The 24,152-nt window shown below is 40.0% G+C and carries 21 protein-coding genes and 2 pseudogenes; 9 read left to right on the top strand and 14 right to left on the bottom strand.

All coding sequences use genetic code 11. The features are described from left to right. Positions 1–13 precede the first annotated feature (13 nt). The 3 genes from P4S71_RS08265 to P4S71_RS08255 form a co-directional block, all read right to left on the bottom strand. Positions 14–1,522, bottom strand: coding sequence for a sensor histidine kinase (locus P4S71_RS08265; RefSeq protein ID WP_337150444.1), 1,509 nt, complete (start codon positions 1,520–1,522; stop codon positions 14–16). 1,345 nt (positions 1,523–2,867) lie between these two features. Further along, complete coding sequence (locus P4S71_RS08260; RefSeq protein WP_337150443.1) at positions 2,868–3,131, bottom strand: hypothetical protein; 264 nt, start codon at positions 3,129–3,131, stop codon at positions 2,868–2,870. Between the two features lie 10 nt (positions 3,132–3,141). Beyond that, the gene (locus P4S71_RS08255) at positions 3,142–3,843 is read right to left on the bottom strand and encodes a spondin domain-containing protein (RefSeq protein ID WP_007377306.1); all 702 of its coding nucleotides are present in this window, start codon (positions 3,841–3,843) and stop codon (positions 3,142–3,144) included. A gap of 182 nt (positions 3,844–4,025) precedes the next feature. On the opposite strand from P4S71_RS08255, the gene P4S71_RS08250 reads away from it, so the two are divergent. Next, on the top strand, positions 4,026–4,391 hold the full coding sequence (locus P4S71_RS08250; protein ID WP_007377307.1) for a DUF4870 domain-containing protein: 366 nt from the start codon (positions 4,026–4,028) through the stop codon (positions 4,389–4,391). A 227-nt stretch (positions 4,392–4,618) separates the two neighbouring features. After that, positions 4,619–5,053, top strand: coding sequence for a YqaA family protein (locus tag P4S71_RS08245; protein WP_033023727.1), 435 nt, complete (start codon positions 4,619–4,621; stop codon positions 5,051–5,053). A 9-nt stretch (positions 5,054–5,062) separates the two neighbouring features. Here the strand turns inward: P4S71_RS08245 and folX are convergent. From folX to ycaO, 7 genes and pseudogenes are all read right to left on the bottom strand, one after another. Next, positions 5,063–5,418, bottom strand: a pseudogene (gene folX, locus P4S71_RS08240) (dihydroneopterin triphosphate 2'-epimerase). Positions 5,419–5,421: 3 nt separating this feature from the next. After that, entirely contained in the window at positions 5,422–5,976 is a 555-nt protein-coding gene (gene folE, locus P4S71_RS08235; RefSeq protein ID WP_007377310.1) for a GTP cyclohydrolase I FolE, read from the bottom strand. A 25-nt stretch (positions 5,977–6,001) separates the two neighbouring features. Continuing rightward, the gene (folM, locus tag P4S71_RS08230) at positions 6,002–6,721 is read right to left on the bottom strand and encodes a dihydromonapterin reductase (RefSeq protein WP_337150442.1); all 720 of its coding nucleotides are present in this window, start codon (positions 6,719–6,721) and stop codon (positions 6,002–6,004) included. Positions 6,722–6,863: 142 nt separating this feature from the next. Continuing rightward, on the bottom strand, positions 6,864–7,694 hold the full coding sequence (nadE, locus tag P4S71_RS08225) for an ammonia-dependent NAD(+) synthetase (protein ID WP_306724606.1): 831 nt from the start codon (positions 7,692–7,694) through the stop codon (positions 6,864–6,866). Positions 7,695–7,747: 53 nt separating this feature from the next. Then, positions 7,748–8,377, bottom strand: coding sequence for a YceH family protein (locus P4S71_RS08220; protein WP_007377313.1), 630 nt, complete (start codon positions 8,375–8,377; stop codon positions 7,748–7,750). A 43-nt stretch (positions 8,378–8,420) separates the two neighbouring features. Continuing rightward, a pseudogene (locus P4S71_RS08215) lies at positions 8,421–11,781 on the bottom strand (ATP-binding protein). Between the two features lie 167 nt (positions 11,782–11,948). After that, complete coding sequence (ycaO, locus tag P4S71_RS08210; RefSeq protein WP_337150441.1) at positions 11,949–13,709, bottom strand: 30S ribosomal protein S12 methylthiotransferase accessory factor YcaO; 1,761 nt, start codon at positions 13,707–13,709, stop codon at positions 11,949–11,951. Between the two features lie 156 nt (positions 13,710–13,865). Here ycaO and P4S71_RS08205 point away from each other — a divergent pair, with 156 nt between their 5' ends. From P4S71_RS08205 to P4S71_RS08190, 4 genes are all read left to right on the top strand, one after another. Continuing rightward, positions 13,866–16,151, top strand: a complete 2,286-nt coding sequence (locus P4S71_RS08205; protein ID WP_337150440.1) for a penicillin acylase family protein — start codon at positions 13,866–13,868, stop codon at positions 16,149–16,151. 58 nt (positions 16,152–16,209) lie between these two features. Then, positions 16,210–17,058, top strand: coding sequence for an MBL fold metallo-hydrolase (locus P4S71_RS08200; protein ID WP_337150439.1), 849 nt, complete (start codon positions 16,210–16,212; stop codon positions 17,056–17,058). Between the two features lie 99 nt (positions 17,059–17,157). Beyond that, complete coding sequence (locus tag P4S71_RS08195) at positions 17,158–18,690, top strand: bifunctional GNAT family N-acetyltransferase/carbon-nitrogen hydrolase family protein (RefSeq protein WP_008136135.1); 1,533 nt, start codon at positions 17,158–17,160, stop codon at positions 18,688–18,690. After that, positions 18,690–19,007, top strand: coding sequence for a DMT family transporter (locus P4S71_RS08190; protein WP_007377319.1), 318 nt, complete (start codon positions 18,690–18,692; stop codon positions 19,005–19,007). The genes P4S71_RS08195 and P4S71_RS08190 overlap by 1 nt, the downstream gene beginning before the upstream one ends. Positions 19,008–19,074: 67 nt before the next feature. On the opposite strand, the gene P4S71_RS08185 is transcribed toward P4S71_RS08190, so the two are convergent. Next, on the bottom strand, positions 19,075–19,953 hold the full coding sequence (locus P4S71_RS08185) for a DMT family transporter (RefSeq protein WP_337151603.1): 879 nt from the start codon (positions 19,951–19,953) through the stop codon (positions 19,075–19,077). Between the two features lie 244 nt (positions 19,954–20,197). Between P4S71_RS08185 and P4S71_RS08180 the strand changes: the two genes are divergently transcribed. Continuing rightward, positions 20,198–20,581 (top strand): MAPEG family protein, encoded by a 384-nt coding sequence (locus P4S71_RS08180; RefSeq protein WP_007377321.1) that lies wholly within the window; start codon positions 20,198–20,200, stop codon positions 20,579–20,581. Between the two features lie 74 nt (positions 20,582–20,655). On the opposite strand, the gene P4S71_RS08175 is transcribed toward P4S71_RS08180, so the two are convergent. From P4S71_RS08175 to P4S71_RS08165, 3 genes are all read right to left on the bottom strand, one after another. Next, positions 20,656–21,864 carry a M56 family metallopeptidase gene (locus tag P4S71_RS08175; protein WP_337150438.1) on the bottom strand — a complete coding sequence of 403 codons (1,209 nt, stop codon included), beginning with the start codon at positions 21,862–21,864 and terminating at the stop codon, positions 20,656–20,658. Between the two features lie 9 nt (positions 21,865–21,873). Continuing rightward, the gene (locus P4S71_RS08170; RefSeq protein ID WP_007377323.1) at positions 21,874–22,248 is read right to left on the bottom strand and encodes a BlaI/MecI/CopY family transcriptional regulator; all 375 of its coding nucleotides are present in this window, start codon (positions 22,246–22,248) and stop codon (positions 21,874–21,876) included. 101 nt (positions 22,249–22,349) lie between these two features. Further along, complete coding sequence (locus tag P4S71_RS08165) at positions 22,350–23,042, bottom strand: pseudouridine synthase (protein WP_337150437.1); 693 nt, start codon at positions 23,040–23,042, stop codon at positions 22,350–22,352. Positions 23,043–23,132: 90 nt separating this feature from the next. Here P4S71_RS08165 and P4S71_RS08160 point away from each other — a divergent pair, with 90 nt between their 5' ends. Together P4S71_RS08160 and P4S71_RS08155 are read left to right on the top strand one after the other, a co-directional pair. Beyond that, a complete protein-coding gene (locus tag P4S71_RS08160) occupies positions 23,133–23,438 on the top strand; it encodes a DUF6482 family protein (RefSeq protein WP_337150436.1) in 306 nt (101 codons plus the stop codon). 306 nt (positions 23,439–23,744) lie between these two features. Beyond that, positions 23,745–24,152, top strand: coding sequence for a GNAT family N-acetyltransferase (locus tag P4S71_RS08155; protein WP_337150435.1), 408 nt, complete (start codon positions 23,745–23,747; stop codon positions 24,150–24,152).

Here is a 24,152-nt window from a genome sequence, read left to right as displayed (position 1 = left end):
CTAAAACAGGTCATTATGTGAATATAAAGTGCTTCTTAAAGAAGCACTTTTTTTGTGGTAGGTTAAAACTAAATATAGTGCCTTTACCAAGTTCACTGTGTACATTAATTTCGCTGTCCATCAGTTTCAATAACCCCCGACATATAGCTAGCCCTAAGCCGCCTTGCTGACGACCCGCTTTATTTGAATTAGTGGCTTGATAGTGAGGATTAAAAATAGCACTCAGTTCATCTTGTTTTATTCCAACGCCAGTATCTGAAACATGCACAAATAGCTGATTGTCGCCACTGCGCTTTACATGTACTGCAATGCTACCACCGCTAGGCGTATGCCTAATAGCGTTATCAATTAAGTTACTTAATACGCGTTCTAATTTTGCGATATCGGCTACAACAGGGAAATCACAAATTGCAGGTTCTACCGATAAATGAATACCCTTTTTATTTACAGCTAAGCTAAATTTAGCAATGCAGTCATAAATTAATTCGCCTAAATTAAAGGTTTCTTTATTTATGTTTATTTCGCCATTTTCTAAATGGGCAAGTTCAAATATTTGTTCTATGAGTAATTTTAATTGTCCGCAATTATTAAGCGACACTTGTAAGTATTCTTGTTGCTCTTTTTTACTTAATTGCTCACCAGATTGATTTAAAACCTCTAAAAACCCTTGCAATGATGCAAGTGGTGTACGTAGGTCGTGCGATAAGTGAGTGAGTAACTCTTTGCGTTGTTTATCGCTCTCTTCAAGTGCTTTAAATTGCTCATTAATGCGGGTAAGCATTGCTTGAATACTGCGACCCAAACTATGTACTTCATTGCTTTTTTGTGTTGAATAGTTACTTAGCTTGGTGTCGGTAAGGCTGTAATTAGCTGCTTCGATATTGCTTACATCACGGGCTAAACGCTGTATTGGATTGGTGAAAAAACGCAGTAAAATTAGCATTGCAATGAGTAAAAAGGCTAAAGCGGAGCCAAGCCATAAAGCGGCTAGCCATAGCCTGTCATTATTTTTTATAGTATTGAGGGAGGTATCGTAGGCTTCACCGCCAATAATTACATATAGGTAACCTTGTAACTTGTCGTGATTAAATACAGGCGCAACCGAAAATATTTTTTGTTGGTCTTTATTGCGCGGATTATCACCATAGATAGGTGCTGCTTTAGGGTCATTAATGAGCTTTTTTAAAGGCGCTAAATCGATATAGTTACGCTTAACTTTTCCTGGTTTTGCTGAGTAAGTAAGAATTTTTCCGGTTTCGTCTACAAAATAAAATTCAAACGCAGGGCCTAATAGCATTAAAGTATGAAAAAGGTTTTCGAGCGCTTTATAGTCGTAAACACCTTCTTTTATCAATGGGTTATCTTGTACTAAATGCTCAGCTAACGCTAAATGCAGATTTTGCTCACCATGGTGTTTTGAAGTAAGTTCTAATTGTTTGCTCCAGCCATAAACAAGTGCACAAATAAAACAAAATATAACAACTAACGATATGGCTAATTTTTGGTACAAAGATAATTTCATAATAGGAGTCTTAATTTAGTTGGCTAGGGTTTAGTTTATAACCCCTTTTTCGGCCTTCTGTTTCTGTAATGCGTGTAAATAATGGTATTTTTAGCATTTCGTAAAAGCTTTATTATTGAAAGCTTCTACTTGTGTGGTTCTGTGATTCAACATACGTGTGTATGTATTTCTTTTTACATTCTACACTTCCTGGTGGCTGTGGCTTTGAAAAAACTGTGATAAACTTGCAGGCACGGTTGTACAGCGGCTGGCTGTTGTGGGTATCCTCAGAAAAGGATTCAGTTGAGCACTGTACCATGGTGGTGGGATCTGAGGGATACTTTTTTTTTGTGGCTAAATAAACTGTTTTGTTTTGAACTTCATTAATGATTGATACCTACAATACACATTCTGTGTGTATGTTTGATTCAGTGTGTGTGTATACACACACACATTCTCTCATTTTATATATGCCTGTCTCACTGTGTGTCCCTTAAATTCATTCTCTCTCTCACACACACACACACACACACACACACACACACACACACACACACACACACTTTCTTTTTTTTTTTTTTTTTTTTTTTTTTTTTTTTTTTTTTTCTTGCTTTTCTTCTTTCTGGCCACGTCACTGTATGTGTGTGTGGGGGGGGGGCTCGGGGGGGGGGGGTGTGTGTGTGATGTGTGTGACACACACTCAGGCACCATGACACCTCTGGGGGGGGGGGGGGGGGGGGGGGGGGGGGGGGGGGGGGGGGGGGGGGGGGGGGGGGGGGGGGGGGGGGGGGGGGGGGGGGGGGGGGGGGGGGGGGGGGGACACCCGACTCTCCCTTCTAAAACACAATAAAGGCACATAAGAACACAGTTCATTGTGCTTTTCATGACAGTTATCAGAATTATGAGAAGATAGCTTTTGTGTGGTTTTCTTGATCACTGGTAGCTTGCCAGTTTAGTGCCACAATCTTAATGTGTATCAGCACTTCATTCAGTAGCTAACAGCAGCATCCGGATTCTGATACACCAGTAGCTTTGTATTTTTTTTCATTTTACCATGTGATATACTACACAAATGTAAGCTGTGGTTGTTTTTTTTTTTTAATGATCTCGGCAGGCAATCTACTGGATGGTTCTCCGGCTGGGGTGTGTGGGTAGGCTGTCTTCATTGCACACACACCTGTCTGCCTGGTGTGTGAGTGTTCTCTGATTTGTTTTTTGGCGGGGGGGGGGGGGGGGGGGGGGGGGGGGGGGGGGGGGGGGGGGGGGGGGGTGTGTGTGTGTGTGCACACCCCAGCCATGACTGTCACCTCAGTGGCAAGTGCTGCCGGGCACTGAGGGGCGTGTGAGGGATTTGTAGCTCCTCCCACTAGCTTCTTTTCTGCTTCAATGCAACATGCTTGTGTAGACTAAGCGCCTTTTTTACTAATTTTATGTTGTTGTATGGTGAAAATGGTTGACCAGCAGTTAAATTACTTACAGTAACGTTAAATTCATAGCTGGTAGCTGTCGGTGCTGGTGTTGGTGCAACTACTTGATCAGGCTCGTTGCTATCATTGTCGCCACATGCTGCAAGAGTAGTTGCAAGCGCTAGTATTAAAGCGCTTTTTTTAAAGTTTTTAAAAGATGACATTATAGCGCTCCTACTTAACCGTAACGGTTAGTTTTGCTACTGGGTTTAACCATCTGTGCACTGTATTGCTTAAGTCACTATTACCAGCGGTTAGATCGTCATCACCTAAGTTACCAGGATGAATATGAATATTAATATTGCTATCGGTGCTTGTTAAACCAGCACCACCGGTACCAGCATTACCACCAGGAGCAGCTGGAATACCAGGCGTACCTGGTGCACCTGAACCTTCTACTACAAGTTCATTATTTTGTTCAGTACCTGCATCGTAAGCATTTAAAAACACAGTATACGTTCCAGCTTCGGTTGGAATTTTCCAGCTATCAAGACCGACAAAACCGTCATTTGTAGGAAGTAGCATTGCGGCAACAGAAAGGTATTCGTTACCATCAGATGTCGTTAGGGTTGCCATTGCAGATACTGTTGGCGCAAGTAGACCTTCAGCCGGGTTTGCAGCCATATCACTACCTGCGGCAGTTGCTTGTGCAACTAGTTCTGCAATATTTCCGCCCTCAGCCATTGTTTGTAATGCGGTAGAGGCTTCCGTTGCTACTTCGAACAGTTTATCTTCACTGTCGTGAGCAGTTATTAATACGGGTGTAAAATGGATGCCTTGAGTTAAGTTGGTTATTTTTAAATCTAACTCTGCGGCCATAGTTGATTGGCTAGCTGCCGCTAAAAGAGTTGCAATTGTTAATGTAGAAGCTTTCATTATTATTTCCTGTAAGTGATGATTCGAGTTAAGTATTGAATAATCGTCTCCAGAAACTCTCACAAACTTATCACTTTTTTATCACAAGATTTTACGTTGTGATTTTTTGCTAATACAGCAGTTGATTTATGGACATTTGTTTAATTAAAAGGCAACATACATGAAACAAAAAGGAGAGTGTTATGGAAGAAAATCAACAGGTTGAACCAGTTAATAAAGATGACCGTACGTGGGCTATGCTATGTCATTTAAGTGCATTAGCTGGATTTATTGTGCCGTTTGGCTCAATAATTGGGCCATTAATTGTGTGGTTAATTAAAAAAGATGAAATGCCAGTTGTTGACGTGCACGGTAAAAAGGCGCTTAACTTTCAAATAACGATGGCAATTGCATATGTAGTTTGTTTTTTACTGATGTTTGTAGCAGTAGGCTTAATATTACTACCTTTAGTGGCAATTTTTGGGTTTGTAATGGTTGTACTGGCGAGTATTAAAGCTAACGAAGGAAAAGAGTTTAATTATCCGTTTAGTTTAAATTTGATAAAATAAACACACAGTTTATTTTTATACCCATTGCATTAAATTAGTGATCTATTATAGCGATGAGAAAATAGCTCAATAACAAGGCTAAAATTATGATACATAGTTGTTCTATATAAATAATTTAAACGTAGTTAGTGAGTTATTTAATACGCTAGAATGATCATGTTTTTAATAAAATTGGTATTATAAACCCAGCTATAGGCTGGGTTTTTACGTTTAGCTATAAGGGCATTATGCTTTATCTCACGTTATTTATTAGCGCATTTATATCTGCCACATTATTGCCCAGCTCTTCTGAGGTGATAATGGTGGGAATGATTGCCCAAGGTAAAGTTAATTTATGGCTTATGTGGTGCGTAGCAACACTTGGAAATGTATTGGGAAGCTGCGTTAATTACTGGTTAGGCACGCAGGTACTGCGTTTTAAAGATAAAAAGTGGTTTCCTGTATCGCAAAAAGGGCTTGATAGCGCACAAAAACAATTTAATAAATATGGTGTATATAGTTTGTTATTTGCTTGGTTACCGGTTGTGGGAGATCCATTAACAGTAATTGGAGGCATATTTAAAGTACGGTTTAGTGCTTTTTTGTTGCTAGTAATGCTAGGCAAAGGCGCGCGCTATTTAGCGGTTATCGCCCTTGCCGTTGGATTCGAAAAACTCATTTAGATACAAAAGTTATTTCGCCCAATCAAGTGTTAACGACACTGAGTCGGCAAAACGCAGTGCATGCGGTTTATCAACACGTGCTTTAGCGTAATGAACACTTGGGTGCGAGTGACAAACCGCAAGAATTTCAGCAACTAATTTCTCGAGCAGTAAAAAGTGCCCTTGCTCTACTAAACTAATCACTTCTTTGGTGATCACTTTATAATTTAGTGCTTGGTCTACTTCATCCGTTTTACAGGCATCATCAGCAGGGTAGTGAATCTCCAGATTGATCACTACGTCTTGCTTTTTTCACGCTCATCGGGGTTAAAGCCAATAAATGTACGCAGTCGCAAATTAGTAACGTTAATAATTGCATTAGCCATAGGTTAACCTTTTATAAGCTGCAAAAATTCGTTACGCGTTTTAGGATCGCTTCTAAAGTTACCTAACATTACTGATGTACGCATGCTTGAATTTTGCTTTTCTACACCACGCATCATCATACACATGTGTTTTGCCTCAACAATAACGCCTACGCCCTTAGCGCCTGTCACTTCTTCAACTGCTTTAGCGATTTGATGCGTTAGCTGTTCTTGAATTTGAAAACGGCGTGAAAACATATCAACAATACGGGCAAATTTAGACAAGCCTAATACTTTACCGTTTGGTATATAAGCAATATGGCAACGGCCAATAAAAGGCAGTAAATGATGTTCACACATAGAGTAAAGCTCTATGTCTTGCACTAACACCATGTCGTCAGCATCAGACGTAAATACCGCTTTATTAGTTATTTCATCAAGTGTTTGACGATACCCCTGCGTTAAATATTCCATTGCTTTTGCAGCACGTTTCGGCGTATCAAGTAAGCCTTCGCGGTTAGCATCTTCGCCTACTGCGGTGATGATTTTTTGGTAACTTTCTTTTAATTCATTATGCATAAATATCTCAGTTTATTTAGCTTATTTACTTTAAATGACGACCGCCATCTACAGGTAAAGAGCGCCCTGTGATGTATTGGCTTTGTAATAGTAAATCAATGCTATTGATAATTTCTTGGCATCCGGGTTCAATGCCCATTAATGATTTTTTAAGGGTCTTAGCGCGATATTGTTCATCGTCATGTTCATTAAAAATAATGAGCGATGGAGCAACCGAGTTCACTTTTATGTTTGGCGCATATTTAGCGCTAAACGATTTAGTTAGGTTGTCGAGTGCTGCTTTACTTGCTGCGTAAGCTAAATGTTTAGGGCTGCCTGTTTCAACTACATAATCAGTGAGGTGAATTATATCGGCAGGTACTTTTTCATTTTGCTGATGTTTTAAAAGCAGCTCTGCGCACATTAAATTAATTAAATACGGTGTTTTGGCATGTATACGCATCATATTATCAAACAGTGCTGCGAAGTCAGGATTGTTAGCTTCGCAGTCCCAGCTTGATGCGTTATGTACAATAGCGCGCAGCGATGATGTATGCATATTAAGCGTATTTATAAATGCACTAATACCGTCATCGGTACTAAAGTCAGCATAAATACATACAGCGCCTTGTTGCTCTAATTTATCAACAGCGCCGTGACGAGTACGATACGTAATAATAACAGCCTGCCCTTGGGCTATATAATGCTGAGCTAGCGCTAAACCAATACGTTGGCCTGCGCCGGTAATTAAAATGGGCGATGTCATATAATGCAGTGTTCTCTTTGGCGGGTAATTAATAAATATTAGCGTGTTAATTTAGTAAAATATACGCAGTCTCTTGATCTGTCGATCAAAAAAGCAATTAATCATTAATGGTATTAATTGCTTTATTTTATTTACTAAAACATTAATCGTAAATTGTCGGAATTGGTTGGCGCTTATGTTGTGTACGCGTGTAAATACTCACAAGCTTTTGTTCAACATCATTAGACACAGGTTTACCTTCTAAAAAGTCATCAATTTGCTCATAGCTTAAACCAAGTGCTTCTTCATCTGTTAAGCCTGGGCGGTCACTTTCTAAATCAGCTGTAGGTGCTTTATCTACTAATAAAGCTGGCGCACCTAGTGCAGTTGCAAGCGCACGAACTTGGCGTTTTGATAAACCAAAAAGCGGCGCTAAATCGCATGCACCATCACCAAATTTGGTATAAAAACCAGTAATGTTTTCAGCACTATGGTCAGTACCTACGACTAAACCTTGGCAAAAACCTGCAATTTCATACTGAGCAACCATACGTTGGCGTGCTTTAACGTTGCCTTTAATAAAATCTATCTGAGCTTGCTCAGGAAGGGCTTCGCTGCTACCAACTATAGCTGCAAGCGCTTGCTCATGCAGTGCATCGGCTGCCGGTTGTACGTTAACGGTCATACGTTTACTTGGCTGAATAAAATCAACCGCCATTTGGGCTTCGTCTTCATCGGCTTGTACGCCATAAGGCAAGCGAACAGCAATAAATTGATACTTATCAGTGTCTAGCTCTTCATTTAGCTGGTTGACTGCTAATTGGCACAAACGTCCACAAGTTGATGAGTCAACGCCACCACTTATACCGAGCACTAACGACCTTGAGTAAGCTGCCACTAAGCGTGCTTTTATAAAATTAACTCGACGGATTATTTCTGCGTTTATATCAATTGTTGGCTGAACTTTCATTTCAGCCATAATTTCGGCGCGCATGGCCAGCTCCTATAGTCTTATATAAACTTATTATGTGATTAAGCGTTTAATAATTAAAGCCCTAAATGGGCTTTAATCTGACGTAGTTCTGTTTTTAGTTGCTCAACTTCTGCGAGTAGTTCGTCTAACTCACTATTTTTAAGTGCATTAACTTTTGGCTCATGAGTATTATTTGTTAAGTTAGTTTGCTGGTCTGCGAGCTGATGTATATAGCGACTTTCTCGCTTACCAGGTTCTCGTTCTAACTTTATTACGTAATCATTTTCAATAAGCTCATTTAGTGCACTCTCTACTTCGTTTACATTATTAAACTCAGCAAGTCGAGTACTTCGAGTTCTCAGCTCTCCTGGTGTCTGTGCGCCGCGTAATAGCAGTAAACAAACAATAGCGCGCTGTTGCTGTGAAAATTGTAAATTACTAAATTCAGTATTACAAAAACGATGGTCGTATTTATTTACGCGACCAGAAAGGCCTTCGTCTATTGTAACCAAACGCAGTTCGATTAGTTCATCAAGTATATTTTGTACGTCGTTTTCAGTGAAATTTACAACAGGATCGCGATTAGACTTTTGATTACATGCATTTGTAAGGCCATTTAACGATAGCGGATAATGCTCTGGCGTCGTACTTTGCTTTTCTAGTAAGCAACCAATAACACGTTGTTGATTTGCTGATAACTGCATAAATAATCTCAAATTAGTAAGCGTATTTTATTAGCTTACACTTTTATTGGGTATCAAGCCATTGGCTAAGTTTAGGTTGTAAAGCGGCTAGATCGAGAGGTTTACTCAAATAGTCGTCCATTCCAGCGGCAAGGCATTTATCTTTATCGCCCTGCATAGCATTTGCGGTTAAGGCTATTATAGTAATATTTTTATTATACTTACCTGCATCGCCTTTTCTTATCGCTTGTGTTGCCTGATAACCGTCCATTTCTGGCATCTGGCAGTCCATTAAAATAAGCTCATAAGGCTCGCCTTGCTTTGTATTGAGCTTAACAATTGCCTCAAACCCATTTTGTGCAATATCAAAGCTCACTCCAGCCTGTTTTAATAACGCTGAGGCGACTACTTGGTTTACTTTATTATCTTCCACTAATAAAATTTGTGGTTGAGAAAAGTTAGTAGCGACCATTTTTGTGAGTTTGTTTTGCAACTGAGCTTGCTTTTGTTGTAGTTCTATAAACTGATCATTAGTGAGTGAATCAAATAAATCAGAAGGCGTTAGCGGTTTGAAAATCATACAATCAATCTTTATCGCTAGCTTTGATTCCTCTTTTGAGTAGCTCATAGGTGCCATTATTACTAATTTACAGCCTTGTATATTTATAAATCTTTTTAGAGCAGTAATGCATTCTGGCGACGCTTTTTCAAAAAAGTAGTAATCAATTAAAATGGCATCAGTATTTTGAACCTCATTATGTGAGTAATTCAATATTTGTTGATAGTCATTGATGCAATCTACACTAGCGCCCCAAACAGAGAGCTGCTTACTTGCTGTATTAGCATTTAAGCTGCATTCATCAATTATTAAAATATGCTTATCTTTAATTAAATGACTCGGTAGATCTTGCTCTTTACTGAGTCGAGGTTGTATCTTTATTGTGAAAGAAAAAGTGCTGCCTTGGCCTTTCACGCTGGTTACACTAACCTCTCCGTTCATGAGTTCACAAAGCTGTTTTACTATTGCAAGGCCTAATCCTGTACCACCAAACTGACGCGTTGTTGAGGCATCTGCCTGTGTAAAGGAGTTAAACAATGTCGCTTGTTTTTTAAAGTCGATACCAATACCAGTATCAATAATAGAGCATTGTAAAAATGAACCGTTGGTTGTGTCATTTATTTTTGCCACAATTATTACTTCACCATTTAAGGTGAATTTAACAGCGTTACCGATCAAGTTATTTAAAATTTGACGTAGCCTGTTTGGGTCGCTAATTATTTCGCTGACTGTAATTTGAGTGGCATCTAAAATAAGCTTGGTATTGTTTTGCTCTACTTTTAAGGCGAACGATTCAACCACCTCACCTAATAATTTAGGTAAGTTAAATTGTACATTGTCGATATCGAGTTTACCGGCTTCTATTTTTGAAAAGTCTAAAATGTCATTAATTATATTAAGTAATGATTGAGCAGAAGATTGGGCTAACTCTATATGGTGTTCTTGTTGTTGATCTAATTTTGTTTGCTTTATTATATTTAACATTCCGAGCACGCCGTTCATTGGGGTGCGAATTTCGTGACTCATACTCGCTAAAAACTCACTTTTTGCGGCAACTGCTTGTTCTGCTGTTTCTTTAGCCGTTACTAGCTCTTGTTCAGTTTCAATACGTTGCTGGCTAGAATGTAGGCTACCTATCAATGCGGCGACAGCGATTAAAAAACTTTCCTCATTTTTAGTCCAATTACGTTTAATTCTACATTGCTCAGCACAAATAATACCCAATACACCACTGCCTGCAGGTATAATTACACACAGCATAGATTTGATCTCTAACGGCAATGAATAATGTGTGGAGAGGGGCGCCAAGGTTGAATTTTGTAAAACATCAGAAGCATTAAATACAGCTTGATGGTCAATAGTATTAAAAAAGTCCGGGAGGTTTTTCCTAAGCCAAAGTAACTCTATTTTATCTGCTGAGTTCAATTCACTGTGCACGGCAAATGGAATTAGTTGGCTTTTGCCTTTATCAAAAAACCGTATGCTGGCGCGCTCAATTTGAAATGCTTGGCAAATAGATTGTGTAATTATGTCCTTGGATTGGCTTAGCTGGCCGTTTAAAATTAATTTATTTATAGTAAGCGAGGCTAAAATTTCGTTATGCAACGCTATAGAGCTACTTTCTAATTCAACTTTTTTCGGGTATCTATATTCTGCAATGATCCAAAAATTCTTACACATCGTCCGTTTTTTTGCTCTGCCTCACCATGCACAAGCACCCAAATTGACTCTCCTTCTGCATTCATTACCTCCAGTTCAACTTCGTATTTTTCGCCGAGTTTTATAGCACGTTCAATTAAAGGTTTAATGGTTTCTCTGCTCGTGCCTTTTTTAAAGTAGCTCAAATCTATTGGCCACTTAGGTTGGGTATTTAATGGGTATTTGAATATTTTTTTGGTCATATCTGACCAATACACTTGCTGAGTTTCTAAATTAAATGACCATGCGCCGATTTGTGCTAAATCGCTCATTGTTTCGAGCATCTTCTCGTTTTGTTGTTGACGATTAAGCATTTTCAAAAAGAATAAAAACGCCCAAGTCAGTAATCCACAAATAATAATAATAGCTAAACGTAATGGCCAAATAGCTGAATGAGGCGGGTTCCAGCCGAGCTTTGGGGTAACGTATAGTTGCCAACTTCCACCTTGAAAGTTCAAAGTGAATTCAAGAGGATTTTGTTCAATAATATTTGAGTTCCCATAAAAAAACTCCCCTTTTTACCTAAACCATTGCGACCTTGTATGGCAACGAGATACTCCTTTTCAAGTTCATAGATTCCAGAGTTGGTATAAATTTTTTGAATATCGAGCACAACTGATAACAAACCCCAAAATTCATTTTTAGGAGGGGTATATACAGGGACTCTGGCTATTAATGCCTCACCTCCTTGCACTAAAGTGAGTGGCCCAGCCATGATGATCGTGTTTGTGTCGCGGGCTCTAATTGCATCTGCACGTTGATTTTTGTTATTTAAAAAATTAAGACCTATCGCTTTTTCATTTCCTTTTAAAGGATAGGTCATTTGAATAACCATATTTGGGGCGCCGCCAATATTACGCAGTTCTTTTGAGGTATTGAAAAGAGGGGCGGCAATCTGTGCAAAGCGTTCTTGCTCTAAGTTTGGCTCTACGGCTACAGCAACACCTAAGCCACGCACTAGTTGGATATTAGAAACTAAAGTCGATTCAAGCTGGGCGCGATAGGTGCTTACTTCGGAGAGGATTTGCAATCGATGGGCGTCTTTTGCTCGATTATAGTTAATACGCTCAAGTACCACACAAACCAATACAGTTAATGTAAGCGATAGCCAAAAGGTCAGCTTAAAGTTATGAACATTCGTTTTTTTATTATTAATCGATGGTGGCATTAGCTGCATGTTGGCGTTAATTAAGGCAAATTAACTATAGCTAATTTATTACGAAAATGAAAACAGCGCTAGAGCCTGTTGGTCTTTCGAGGTTAAAAAATTAATCCTGAAAGGTCAACATGCCCTTAAATACGCCGTTTATTTTTTATAATTAGTTGTTTAACTAGTTACGCATCGCTAACTTCACGCGCCCAATGATTTTGCTTTGCTACATGTAGCTTGCGGTAACCATCAAGTAGCGCCGCATGCTTTTTAAAGCCTTCAAGCGATAAACCAGGAAAAGTTAAACCGTTAAACTGCTTTTCACCTTCGGCAATTTCTATAGCCAGGGCTACATTATTAGCACCAAACATTAAGCCTAGTGCATCTTGGTAATCTGCGTATTCGCGCTCGTCATCGTATTTAATTTCAAGAATCGCTTTTAAACAGCGGAAGTGGCGCATTGCCTCTTCGTTTACTTGGCCTGTATGAAGTATCCAGTCAACCCAATCAATGGCTTCTTCGCTGCCTGCAGCTAAACATAGGTGTGCTTTAAGCTCACCAATGCGCAGCGTGTGCCATGGTGTGTTGGCATCGGTTGCAAGGCCAATAAATTCTGCGGCGCGGATAATATCGCTGTGGCCTGCTTCTTCAAGGCTGTCGTAAATGTCCATCCATTGCTCTGCATCGTACTGATCAAGCGATAGGAATGTTTCGCGGAATTTCGCGCCTTCGTTGTTGTTGCGCCAAATAAGCTCATCAACAGGGTAAATGTCTGACATGCCCGGTACTAAAATACGACATGCGTATACGTTTAGATGCGTGTAATCCATGATGTAGATATCATGATCCATGCTGTGAATTAGGTCAGTACAGAAGTTATATTCTTGCTCAGTTGTGCCGCTAAAGTCCCAGTGTACAAATTCAAAGTCAGCTTTTGCACGGAAGAAATCATGCGAAATCAAACCGCTTGAATCAATAAAGTGCAGTTCAATGTTTTCAGGTGTTGCTACTTCGTCGTTATCAAAGGTAGCAGGTTGGAATACATCTAGTTGATCAAGACGACGACCTTGTAATAATTCGGTAACGGTACGCTCAAGCGCAACTTCAAATGATGGGTGAGCACCAAAAGAAGCAAATACAGAACCATCTGTTGGGTTAATAAGCGTTACGCTCATTACAGGGTATTTGCCACCAAGCGATGCATCGGCAATACGTAAATGAAAACCATGGCTGCGAAGCTCTTCACACGCTTCGTGAATTTTAGGATATTGCTTAACAACATCTTCAGGCACGATTGGTAAACAAATACCTTCGGCGATGATGCGGTTTTTAATAGCGCGTTCAAATACTTCTGATAAACCTTGTACGCGCGCTTCAAACTTTGTGTTGCCTGCGCTCATACCGTTAGATACAAAAATGTTACCTATAACGTTTACTGGAATGTATACATCTTGGTTATCGCGTTGGCGAGTGTAGGGCAGGGTACAAATGCCACGATCATCATTGCCTGAGTTAAAATCAAAAAGGTGTGATGCGTTCAGCTCACGCTCTGGGTCAAAATAATCCCATAAGCTCTCATCCATAATGCCTTGTGGTACTTCATCGCCTTCAACTTCAAACCATTTTTCAGTTGGGTAATGAGTAAACTCACCATTTGCAAACTCTTTACCTAGATAAAAGTCTGCAAAAAAGTAGTTACAGCTTAAGCGTTCAAAGTATTCACCGAGTGCTGAAGCAATAGAGGCTTTGTCGGTTGCGCCTTTACCATTGGTAAACATAACACCGCAGTCGCTGTCTTTTATATGAACCGAATAACAGTTAGCTACAGGGTTAAGCCAAAGCGCTTCTTCAACATTAATGTTTAGGGCTTTAAGCTTGTTTTGCATGGTAGAGATTGACGATTCTAGGTCGCGGTCTTTACCTTTGATAAATGTTTTTTCAGTCATATTGATCTCAACTAGTTCTGCACGATGTGTGGAGCTGACATTATCGTGGATTTTGATGTTTATTTCACCCTTTGCGAGCAAGAACATTATTATTTAATAAAACTGTGGTTATTATATGCTCTCAACGCTTGATGAAAATTATCAAAGGAAAGGTCGATGTTTAAATTAATCAAATGGTTACTGCTATTGACTGTTATTTTAGGGTTGGCGAGTACCGCCGTTGTTTATGGCGTACTTAGCTTAAGTTTACCAGCCCTTGATGGTAACGGGCGTAGTAACGCGGTAGTAGAGCCTGTAAAAATTTCGCGCGATGCATTAGGGCAAGTGGTTATAAACGCAAATAGCCGAAACGACGCTGCCTATGGTTTAGGTTATGCGCATGGGCAAGACCGATTTTTTCAAATGGATTTACTAAGGCGTAATGCCGCAGGTGAGTTAAGTGAGTTATTTGGCGAAGCAGCGCTGGGGCTCGATAAAAAAATGCGTTTTCATCAATTGCGTAAACGCAGCCAAATTATTTTACAGACGCTGCCAGAGGCAGATAAGCAATTACTTAAAAGTTATGCGCAAGGTGTAAACGAAGGCTTAGCGCAAGTAGGGTATTCAAGCTTTGAATATTTACTAACAGGTGCAACACAAAAGGCATGGCAAAGTGAAGACAGCCTACTCGTGATATTTAGCATGTACCTTGATTTACAAAGCGCGACATTTGAGCGCGATCAAGCACTCATTCAAATCGAGCAAGCGTACACAAAGCAAATGGTTGATTTTTTAACGCAGCCGAGTAAATACCAAGCTGCACTTGATGGCAGCAAATTAACGCCTTATAACGGCGGCATACCTACTTTACCAACTCAAACACAACACACAGTTAAAAGTATTGAAGCCAATCAAGAGCGCGGCAGTAATAACTGGGCTGTTACGGGAACGCTTACTAAAACAGGCGCTGGTATGGTGTCGGATGATATGCATTTATCGATGGCAGTGCCTGTAATTTGGTACAGAACACAGCTAAATTACATGCAAAATGGAGCGCCTACCCAAGTAACTGGTGTATCGCTGCCAGGCGCACCTGCCATTGTAGTGGGCACAAACAATAATATTGCATGGGGATTTACGAATGGCTATTTAGATACTGCCGATTGGATTGCTTTAAATGACGAGCGTAAAACATGGCAAGTTGATGAATCGATTGCATTACCCGATGGGGAGGTCGAAAACTACTCATTAATACTCAGTGAATATGGCCCTGTAAAATACATTAACGAAAAGCCTTACGCACTTAGCTGGACTGCACATCAATCTTATGCCGTTAATATGCAGCTAGTGAAGTTAGAACAAGCCAAAACAGTAGATGATGCACTTGCTGTAGCAAGCGATGTGGGCATTCCGGTGCAAAATTTAATGGTGGTAGACAGCCAAGGTAGCGCCGCGTGGAAAAATATCGGTGGTATACCGGCTCGTAAAACACCAAGTGAGCTTGGCGTAAATGCCGATGATTACAGCGTGCTTTGGCAGCAAAACGAATTACAACGGCCCTTTGTTAAAAATCCACAAAGTGGGCGATTATGGACTGGTAATTCTCGCGTGGTATCGGCTGAAGATAACGCGCGTTTTGGTAATGGTGGTTATGCACTCGGTGCGCGTTCAAGTCAAATTCGCGATAGATTATTTGAAAAACAAACATTTGCTGAGAGCGACTTTTACGCATTACAACTTGATAATCAAGCTCGCTTTTTAATGCCTTGGCATGCTCTGCTATTAAAGCAATTAAAAACCGATACAACTAAAAATCAGCAATATATAACAGCACTCGAAAATTGGCAGCAATGTGCATGTTCAAACTCCATAGGGTATACCTTAGTTAAGCGCTACCGCGATGAAGTGATTAATATTTTATTTAGTAATATGGAAGACGAATTAAATAAACAACAAGGCACACTTAAATACGTAAAACGAGATTTAGAGCCCGCAGTTTGGCAGCTTATTAACAACAAACCCAACACATGGATAAACCCACAATTTAAGAGCTGGGATGCACAATTACACGGTGCATTTAGCCAAACTATCACTAAGCTTACAGAACAATTTGGCAATAACGTACAAAGCTGGCAGTGGGGCAAGGTAAATGAGTTAGTGATAGAGCATCCATTTGCAAAGCAAATGCCGTTACTTGCTAAGTTATTAAATATGCCTACAGCTACGGGTTTTGGTGATAGTTACATGCCTGCTGTACAAGGGCGTAGTTTTGGCGCATCGCAACGCTTTATTGCTCAACCTGGGCATTTAGAGCATGCAATTATGGCTATTCCTGGTGGGCAATCGGGGCATCCATTATCTGAATTTTATAGAGCGGGTTTTAGTGATTACGTTGAGGGCAAAAATACACCTTTATTGCCGCAAGAATTAATACATCAAATAGTAATAGAGCCTGCGCAATGAACTAAAGTATAGCTAAACACGTTCTATATAATTACTAATAAAACAACAGAGAACTAAAATGAAAAAAATATTACCCGCATTAATAACAGGTTTATTACTAAGTACAGCAGTGCAAGCAGATGAAGGTCCAGTAACAGCACAAAAATTAAGTGACCATGTATACGTACTATTTGGGCAAGGCGGTAATATTGCAGCAAGTGTAGGCGATGATGGCATATATATTATTGATGATCAGTTTGCCAAGTTATCAGACGACATCAAAAAAACCATTAGCGATTTAAAACCAGGTAGCGCAGAGTTTGTTATTAATACGCACCATCATGGCGATCATACCGGTGGCAACGAGAACTTTGCTAAAGCGGGCGCGCACGTTATAGCGCACGACAACGTACATAAACGCTTAAAAGAAAAGCATGGAGAAGGGTCCGATTTTTTACCCCGCATTAGCTTTGGTCACGATTTAAAACTGCATTTTAATAACGAACACGCGCATGTAGTACATTACGAACATGCACACACCGATGGCGACTCAGTTATCTTTTTCAGTAACGACAACATAGTGCACATGGGCGACATTTACTTTAATTTTGGCAGCTTACCGTTTGTTGATGTAGATAGCGGCGGCAGCGTTGATGGTATTTTAGCGGCAGTAGACGATGTAGTTAAACAAATCGACGACAACACTAAAGTAATACCAGGACACGGTAAGGTAAGTGACCGTTCAGGACTGATAGCGTATGGTGAGCTAGTTCAAAACGCGAAAGACGTAATGCTAAAAGCAATGCAAAATAACGCAAGCTTAGAGCAAGTACTTAAAGCCGATCCATTGGCTGAGCTGAATCTTGAATACGCAGGCTGGTTACCAAAAGAGAAAGTAACCACACTTTTTTATCGCAGCTTAAAGTAGTACATCTAAAGTAAAAAACATGATACAAAGCTGAGTGTATTCTTGAGTTAATCGAGCGTGCATTCGGCTTTTATTTTCTTATGCCTAAAGGAGTTGTGTATGTCGGCAGAAAAAACCCATCTTGAAATTTGTAACTTAACCAGAGAGCAATATCCGCAAATTAAGACCTTGATGGATCAAGCGTATCCCGACTTAGGTGGTGCGTGGCCAAGTCATACCATTTTTAGGTTAATAGACCAATTTCCTGAAGGGCAAATAGGTATTGTAGATGACGGCGTGCTGGTGGGCTTAGCGCTGAGCGTACAAGTTGATTACACACGTTTTTCAAACCCGCATACATACGAAGACATTGCAGATGGTCACGACCGTGTATTTAGCGATACCGACGGCGATGCACTATATGGCTTAGATGTTGCCATTAGCGAAACTCACAGAGGCATGCGTTTAGGTCGTCGCCTTTATGATGCCCGTAAAGAACTGTGCCGCCAATATAACCTACGCGCTATTTTAGCGGGTGGTCGTATTCCACGTTATTACAATCACAGCAGTGAAATGACGCCAATGGAATACATTGCAAAAGTAGATCAGAGAGAGCTATACGATCCTATTTTAAGCTTTCAGCTATCTAACGATTTTCAGGTAAAGCGTTTGCTTAAAAAGTACTTACCAGAGGATCAAGAGTCAGTTGGTTACGCCACTTTACTTGAGTGGAATAACATTATGTATGAGCCAACCGACACGGTACTTGAGTCAACTAAATCGATAGTGCGCGTAGGTGCAGTGCAATGGCAAATGCGTTGTGTTGAATCGGTTGAAGAAATGCTAAAGCAGGTTGAATACTTTGTAGATACCGTATCTGACTACAAAAGTGATTTTATACTCTTCCCTGAGTTTTTTAACGCGCCATTAATGGGCTTAGGAAATCAAAGCAACCAAACTGAAGCAATTCGTTATTTAGCTGAATATACCGAAACATTTAAAAACGCGATGTCGCGTATGGCAATAGAATACAACGCCAATATTATTACCGGCTCTATGCCACTTGCCGAAGATGATAAAATTTATAACGTGAGTTATTTATGCCACCGCAGCGGTAAAATAGACGAGCAACGTAAAATACATATTACCCCGCATGAGCAAAACGATTGGGTTATTCAAGGCGGCGATAAAATTGCCGTGTTTGATACCGATGCCGGTCGTGTAGGTATTCAAATTTGTTATGACGTAGAGTTTCCTGAGCTTTCACGCATATTGGCCAAACAAGGTTTAGATATTTTGTTTGTGCCATTTTGGACCGATACCAAAAATAGTTATTTACGTGTGCGCCATTGTGCACAAGCGCGTGCAATAGAAAACGAATGTTATGTGGTTATTGCAGGCTCGGTAGGTAACTTACCACAAGTAGAAAGCCTTGATGTGCAGTATTCGCAATCAGCTGTATTAACGCCATCGGACTTTTCGTTCCCGCACGATGCAACACTTAACGAAGCCACGCCAAACACCGAAATGCTATTATTTAGCGATCTTGATATGGATAAACTTAAAATTCTTCACAGCGAAGGCACTGTGCGTAACTTAAAAGATCGCCGCGAAGATTTATACGAAGTTATTTTGAAAAAGAGAGACGTTTAATGGCGTGGGTGTACTTAATTATTGCTGGGTTACTTGAAATTGGCTGGCCGATAGGTTTAAAAATTTCGCAAAACGATGATACTCGCTGGCAGGGTATAGCAATAGCTGTGGCATTTATGGTCGCTAGTGGCTTTATGTTGTGGCTTGCGCAAAAGCAAATATCAATGGGCACATCATACGCCGTATGGACAGGTATTGGCGCTGCAGGTACGTTTTTGGTGGGGATATTGTTTTATAACGATGCCGCTACATTTGGTCGTATTGCGGGAGTATTAATGATTATTAGTGGTGTGATAACCCTAAAAATCAGCTCTTAGAATCAGTTCTTAAAGCTATAAAAAATTATAACAGCGCAGGTATAAAAGCCTGCGCTTTTTTGTGCCCTTAATTCGGCAACATAACCAAAACAGCGGCAATGGCTATGAGGATTAAGCCTGCGGTGTCTTGCTTTTTAAGCGGTTGTTTTAGCCAAAGCACAGCAATTAGCATGGTAAAAAACACTTCAACCTGTCCAAGTGTTTTAACGTAAGCAACGTGCTGTAAGCTCATTGCACTAAACCAGCCAATAGAGCCGATACAACTAAAAACACTAATTGCGGCTGTAGTACCTTTGTATTGCCACAGTTTACTAAGTGTTTGCGGCTCTTTTAATAATAAATAGCCCAGTAGTATTAGTGTTTGTAGGCTAATTACAAACAGCAAAACCCAAGCTGCTGAGTGAGGAAATAATAATCCTGAATTTAAGCTTGCTTCTCGTACCCACAGCGATGTAAGTGCAAAGCAAGTACCACAAGCCAGTCCTAGTAATGCTGTTTTAGCATTAAAGTGTTTAACGCTTGTTATGCCGCTGAGTAGCAATACGGCAATAGCGCCAAAAAACACACCAAGCCAACCGAGTAAAGAAAGTGCCGAGCCAAAAAATAATACACCTAAAATGGCAGCTACTAACGCCTCGCTTTTGGCAAGCCCAGCACCTACGGCGTAATTATTCATTTTAAATAGCTTAACCATTAAACCAGTGGCAAGTATTTGCATCACACTTGCGCCTACAATAAATCCCCAAAAGGCATTATTAAACGTAGGCATGGCTGTATCTTGGTATTGATACAAACCATATAAATACACGGCAGCAATGGGGCCTGCGATAATAAAGCGAGAGAGGGTTACGCCAGCCACACTCACATCGTTACTTAATTTACTTTGCAGGGCATTACGCCATGCTTGCATGAAGGCGGCTAAAAAAGTGAAAAATATCCAGGTCATGGTCGTCATCGTTAAAATGTAAGGCAGTAAAGTTAACAAGCTTTGAGAAGTAAAGCGATGCATTAACCGTGATGTTGAATATTCATCATCTGCGACATTATGTCGCACAAGATTGAAGATAAATTTAGTTATAGTAAGCCTGATGTTATTGCTAGCCGCTAGAGTTTGCCATAAAACGCATCTGGCGGCTTTTTTACATTGGTTGTGTTATTTTATCTAATTAACAATAACTCAGAATACCACTATGACTATTTTAATTGTTTGTGCTTTATTGGCTGTATTAATGCCATACATTGCTAGAATCCCTGCCGTAATTGAGTTAAATAAACTCGGCGGATACGATAATAAACATCCTCGACAACAACAAACTCAATTAACCGGTTTGGGAGCACGTGCTTTGGCAGCTCATCAAAATTGCTTTGAGTCGCTAGCTGTTTTTGCGGTCGCGCTTGCGGTAGTTTTAGGTACTAACAATGCAAATGCAGTGACTGAAACCCTTGCCATGACACATATTATTGCACGTGTTTTATTTTGTGTTTTTTATTACTTAAATCTTGATATTATTCGCTCAATTATGTGGTTTATTGGTTTGGGGTCAGCCATTGCCATGATTGTGGTGAGCTTATAACTTTATAGCGTAAAATCACAAAGCAAGCAGCCTAAAAGGGCGCTTGCTTTGTAGTCTTGAAAAATCTAATAAAGTTAGTGCGATACTTTAATTCGCTCTATTAAATCGGTATTAGCAACTTCATTGTTTATTGCAAAATCGAGCTGTACAAGTACGTTTTGATAACCCATTGATGAGGGTTTATATTGCCACTGTCTTAGCGCCTTTTTAGCTTCACGGTCAAATATGGCTTCAGGCTTTGCACTAACAACAGAAACATTAGCGGTTTCACCATTGGGAGTTATATCGTACTTTAATACCACTGAGCCACTGATGCCTTGTTGAGCTGCTTGTTTCGGATAAGGGGGTTCAATACGCATTGTCGGTGAAATGTGATCCTCTTTAGTCATTGCCTCTGGTTGCTTTGCAATCGCCAATCCACTTAGCATACTTGCTGCTACAAGTAATAAGCCACCTTTAGCAAACTTTGAATGTTTTCCGCTGTGTTTTATATTAGTAAGTCGTTGTAACATCGTTTTTTTATCTCCGTAGTGTGAATAAGCCATAAGTCCTGTGGGCGCATTTTCCGCACAGCTTATTAAGGCTTTGCTGTATAAAATGTGTTGTTGTGTGGTTTTATTGGCAAGTACCCGTTCATCACAAGTCAGCTCTTGTAGTCGGCGCATGCTTGCGTAACAAGCCCAAGCTAGTGGGTTAAACCAAAGTAAAATAGTAGGCAGTAATATAAGTGCGTTTGTTAGGTTGTCTTTGCGTTTAATGTGTACGTTTTCGTGCTCTAAAATAAGGGCTAATGTGGCTTTATCGAATTGCGCATTATAGTTACTAGGTAACACCAGTTTACTGTTTAAAATCCCGATCACCATTGGCGTGGCTACATGTTGACTGATGTAAGTTTTAACATCAGCGGTAAGAGTGCCTTCAAATTGGGTTAACTCAGTTAACTGCAGGCTTTTAACAAAACGGGTATGTGTAATAAAACTAGCTATTAATAACCCTGCGGTAATAAGTGCATACATGAGCGCCCAGCTAATACCTACCTCGTTTGTAAAAGGTTGGTTGGGGGTGATTAAGTAGTGACTAATATTACTGTTTTGCAGTGGTTTAATCGCATTTGGTAAATTAGCAATAACCAATGCTGCAGGTAATAGCCATGCTAATTTATATACAAATCGCGAGCCAAGGGCTTTTAAACCAAATCGCTCGAGTAAAATAAATCCACAAAACAAAATACTTAATAGTAGTTGCTGCTCAATCAACCAATTAAAACCAGTTTGAATAACCATGTTAATCCCTTACTTTTGGTTTTTTTCCCAGTCATCTATAACTTTTTTAAGCTCGTTTATATCTTGCTGAGAAAGCTGCTCCGATTTAGCAAAGCCACTTACAAGTGGCGCAATACGCCCACTAAAAAATCGCTCAATAAAGTTTTGGCTTTCTTTTAGGGTGTAGTCGGCGCGCTCCATACAGGGAGTATAAATATATTGGCGACCTTCTTTTTCAAATGTAAGTGCGCCTTTTTTTACTAGTCGACCTAGCAGGGTTTTAATGGTTTTTTCGTGCCATTGCTTATCGTCGCTTAAGCGCTCAATTATTTGGCTCGCGGTGGCGGGGTAGTTAATCCAAAGTGCGTCGAGCACGTCAAACTCTGCTTTTGATAACTCAATCATGCTATTGCCTACAAATGTAATCTTTAATTAAAGACTACACCTGTAATCTATAATTGCAAGTTTATTTTTAACTTTTTGAGATGTAGTTAAGTGACTTGGTATTAGATTTTTGAAATGTCGGTTTTATTAATTTGTATATATTGGTTTTCAGGTAGGTTTAGTTTTGAAAGGGTGAGGTCACTAAATTGCGATCTATATAAATCAATAACTTTGTATCCGCAGTAATGCGCCATTTTACGTATTTGCCTGTTTAGCCCTTGCTTTAAAACAATACTAAACTGATTACTGGCTATTTTATTTACTTCACAAGGCAGGGATATGTGTTTATCAACGGGTACGCCTGCTGCCATTTTGCTACAAAAAGCATCGTCTAAAGGCTTATTTACGGTGACTAAATAATGTTTAGGCTGGTGGAAATCAGGATGTATTAGTTGGTTACAAAAATCCCCATCGTTGGTCAAAATAAGCAAACCACGAGAGTCTTTATCTAATCGACCAATAGGGTAAACACGGGTAAGTGTAGGCAAGTGGTGAATAAGGCTGGCAGGGTCATCAATATTTAATTTGCAGTCAATGCCTACCGGCTTGTGATACGCAAAATAAACTAAATCGGCCGCGCCTTTAATTTCTTTTTCGTTCACTATTATTGTGTCTTGCTCATCAACGTGATCAATATGATTCGCTGGGCGATTATTTACAGTCACCACACCTTCATCAATTAAACGCGATGCCTGTTTACGAGAACAAATACCTGCATGGGCAATATATTTAGCGAGTCGGATTTTTGTGCTCATAACGTGTGATGCCAGCGGCTAATAAAAATTTGATCGCGATTATAGCAAAGCTGCGTATCTATGAGGTTACTTTTAAAAAAGGTGGTTGTTATGGGTATGAAATTCTCAGAATTAAAAAAACATGAGCCATTACAAAAGGTGGTTGCGCATTCTCTTGAAATGGCATTATACCAAGTCTCTGTAATTATAAATAATGTCGAATACTATGTGACAGAGGAAAATGGTGAGTTTATAAAAGCACTAAGTCCACTGCATATTCAAAAGCGTTTTGAAAAAATAGCCTATGCACAAATGATGCTACGCCATACAAGTGCTTACGATGAAATGTGCGGTCAACCCGAAAAAACAGCCAGTAATATGCTTGAAATCCCATTTGGAAAAAATAATCTGTTTTGATTGAGCTAGTTTGCTAGGGCCTGTTGACCTTTCAGGATTAAAATTTGTTCAATCTAGGGGCTATTTAATCGCGGCGCGAGGTTTGTGACCTAGTGGGCTAAGTAAAAACCGAGCAACAAAGAGTAAATTGCCCCTAGGCAGAACCCTTCGGGCAGCGTATGTTTGGCATTTTTGCTACGTTATCGCCTATTTATGGGGAATAACCACACTACATAGGCTCTGCCTTGCCTAAATACCAAACATACTGCTGCAAATTTAACCTCGAAAGATAAACAGGCCCTAGTATCCGCTTTTTAAGGGCGATAAATGTATCAATTAACAGCAGATAATACTGATGCGTTAAACGTAGCGCTTCGCGCGCAAATGGTTGAATTTAACGGCCAGCATTTTGATGCGCAAAGGCTGCCACTAGGCTATAAATTTACTGATGAGCAAGGCGAGCTTGTTGCCGGTATTAGTGGGTGTGTGTTTGGTAATTGGCTAATGATTAACTGGCTTTGGTGTAGCGATATTGCGCGAGGTAAAGGGCTTGCAGATAAACTGCTAACGGAACTTGAACAAGCTGCTATTGAGCTAGGTGCTACAACTGCTCAGCTTGATACACTTGATTTTCAAGCAAAACCTTTTTACGAAAAGCGCGGTTATAGTGTTAAGTATCAACTTAATAATTACCCACGCTCAGGTACGCGTTACTTTATGGAAAAGCCACTTTAA

Source organism: Pseudoalteromonas sp. B62 (assembly GCF_037162565.1).
GTDB classification, from domain to species: domain Bacteria; phylum Pseudomonadota; class Gammaproteobacteria; order Enterobacterales; family Alteromonadaceae; genus Pseudoalteromonas; species Pseudoalteromonas fuliginea.
The sequence above is the reverse complement of the archived record's forward strand: the minus strand, read 5'-3'. Positions and strand labels throughout refer to the sequence as shown.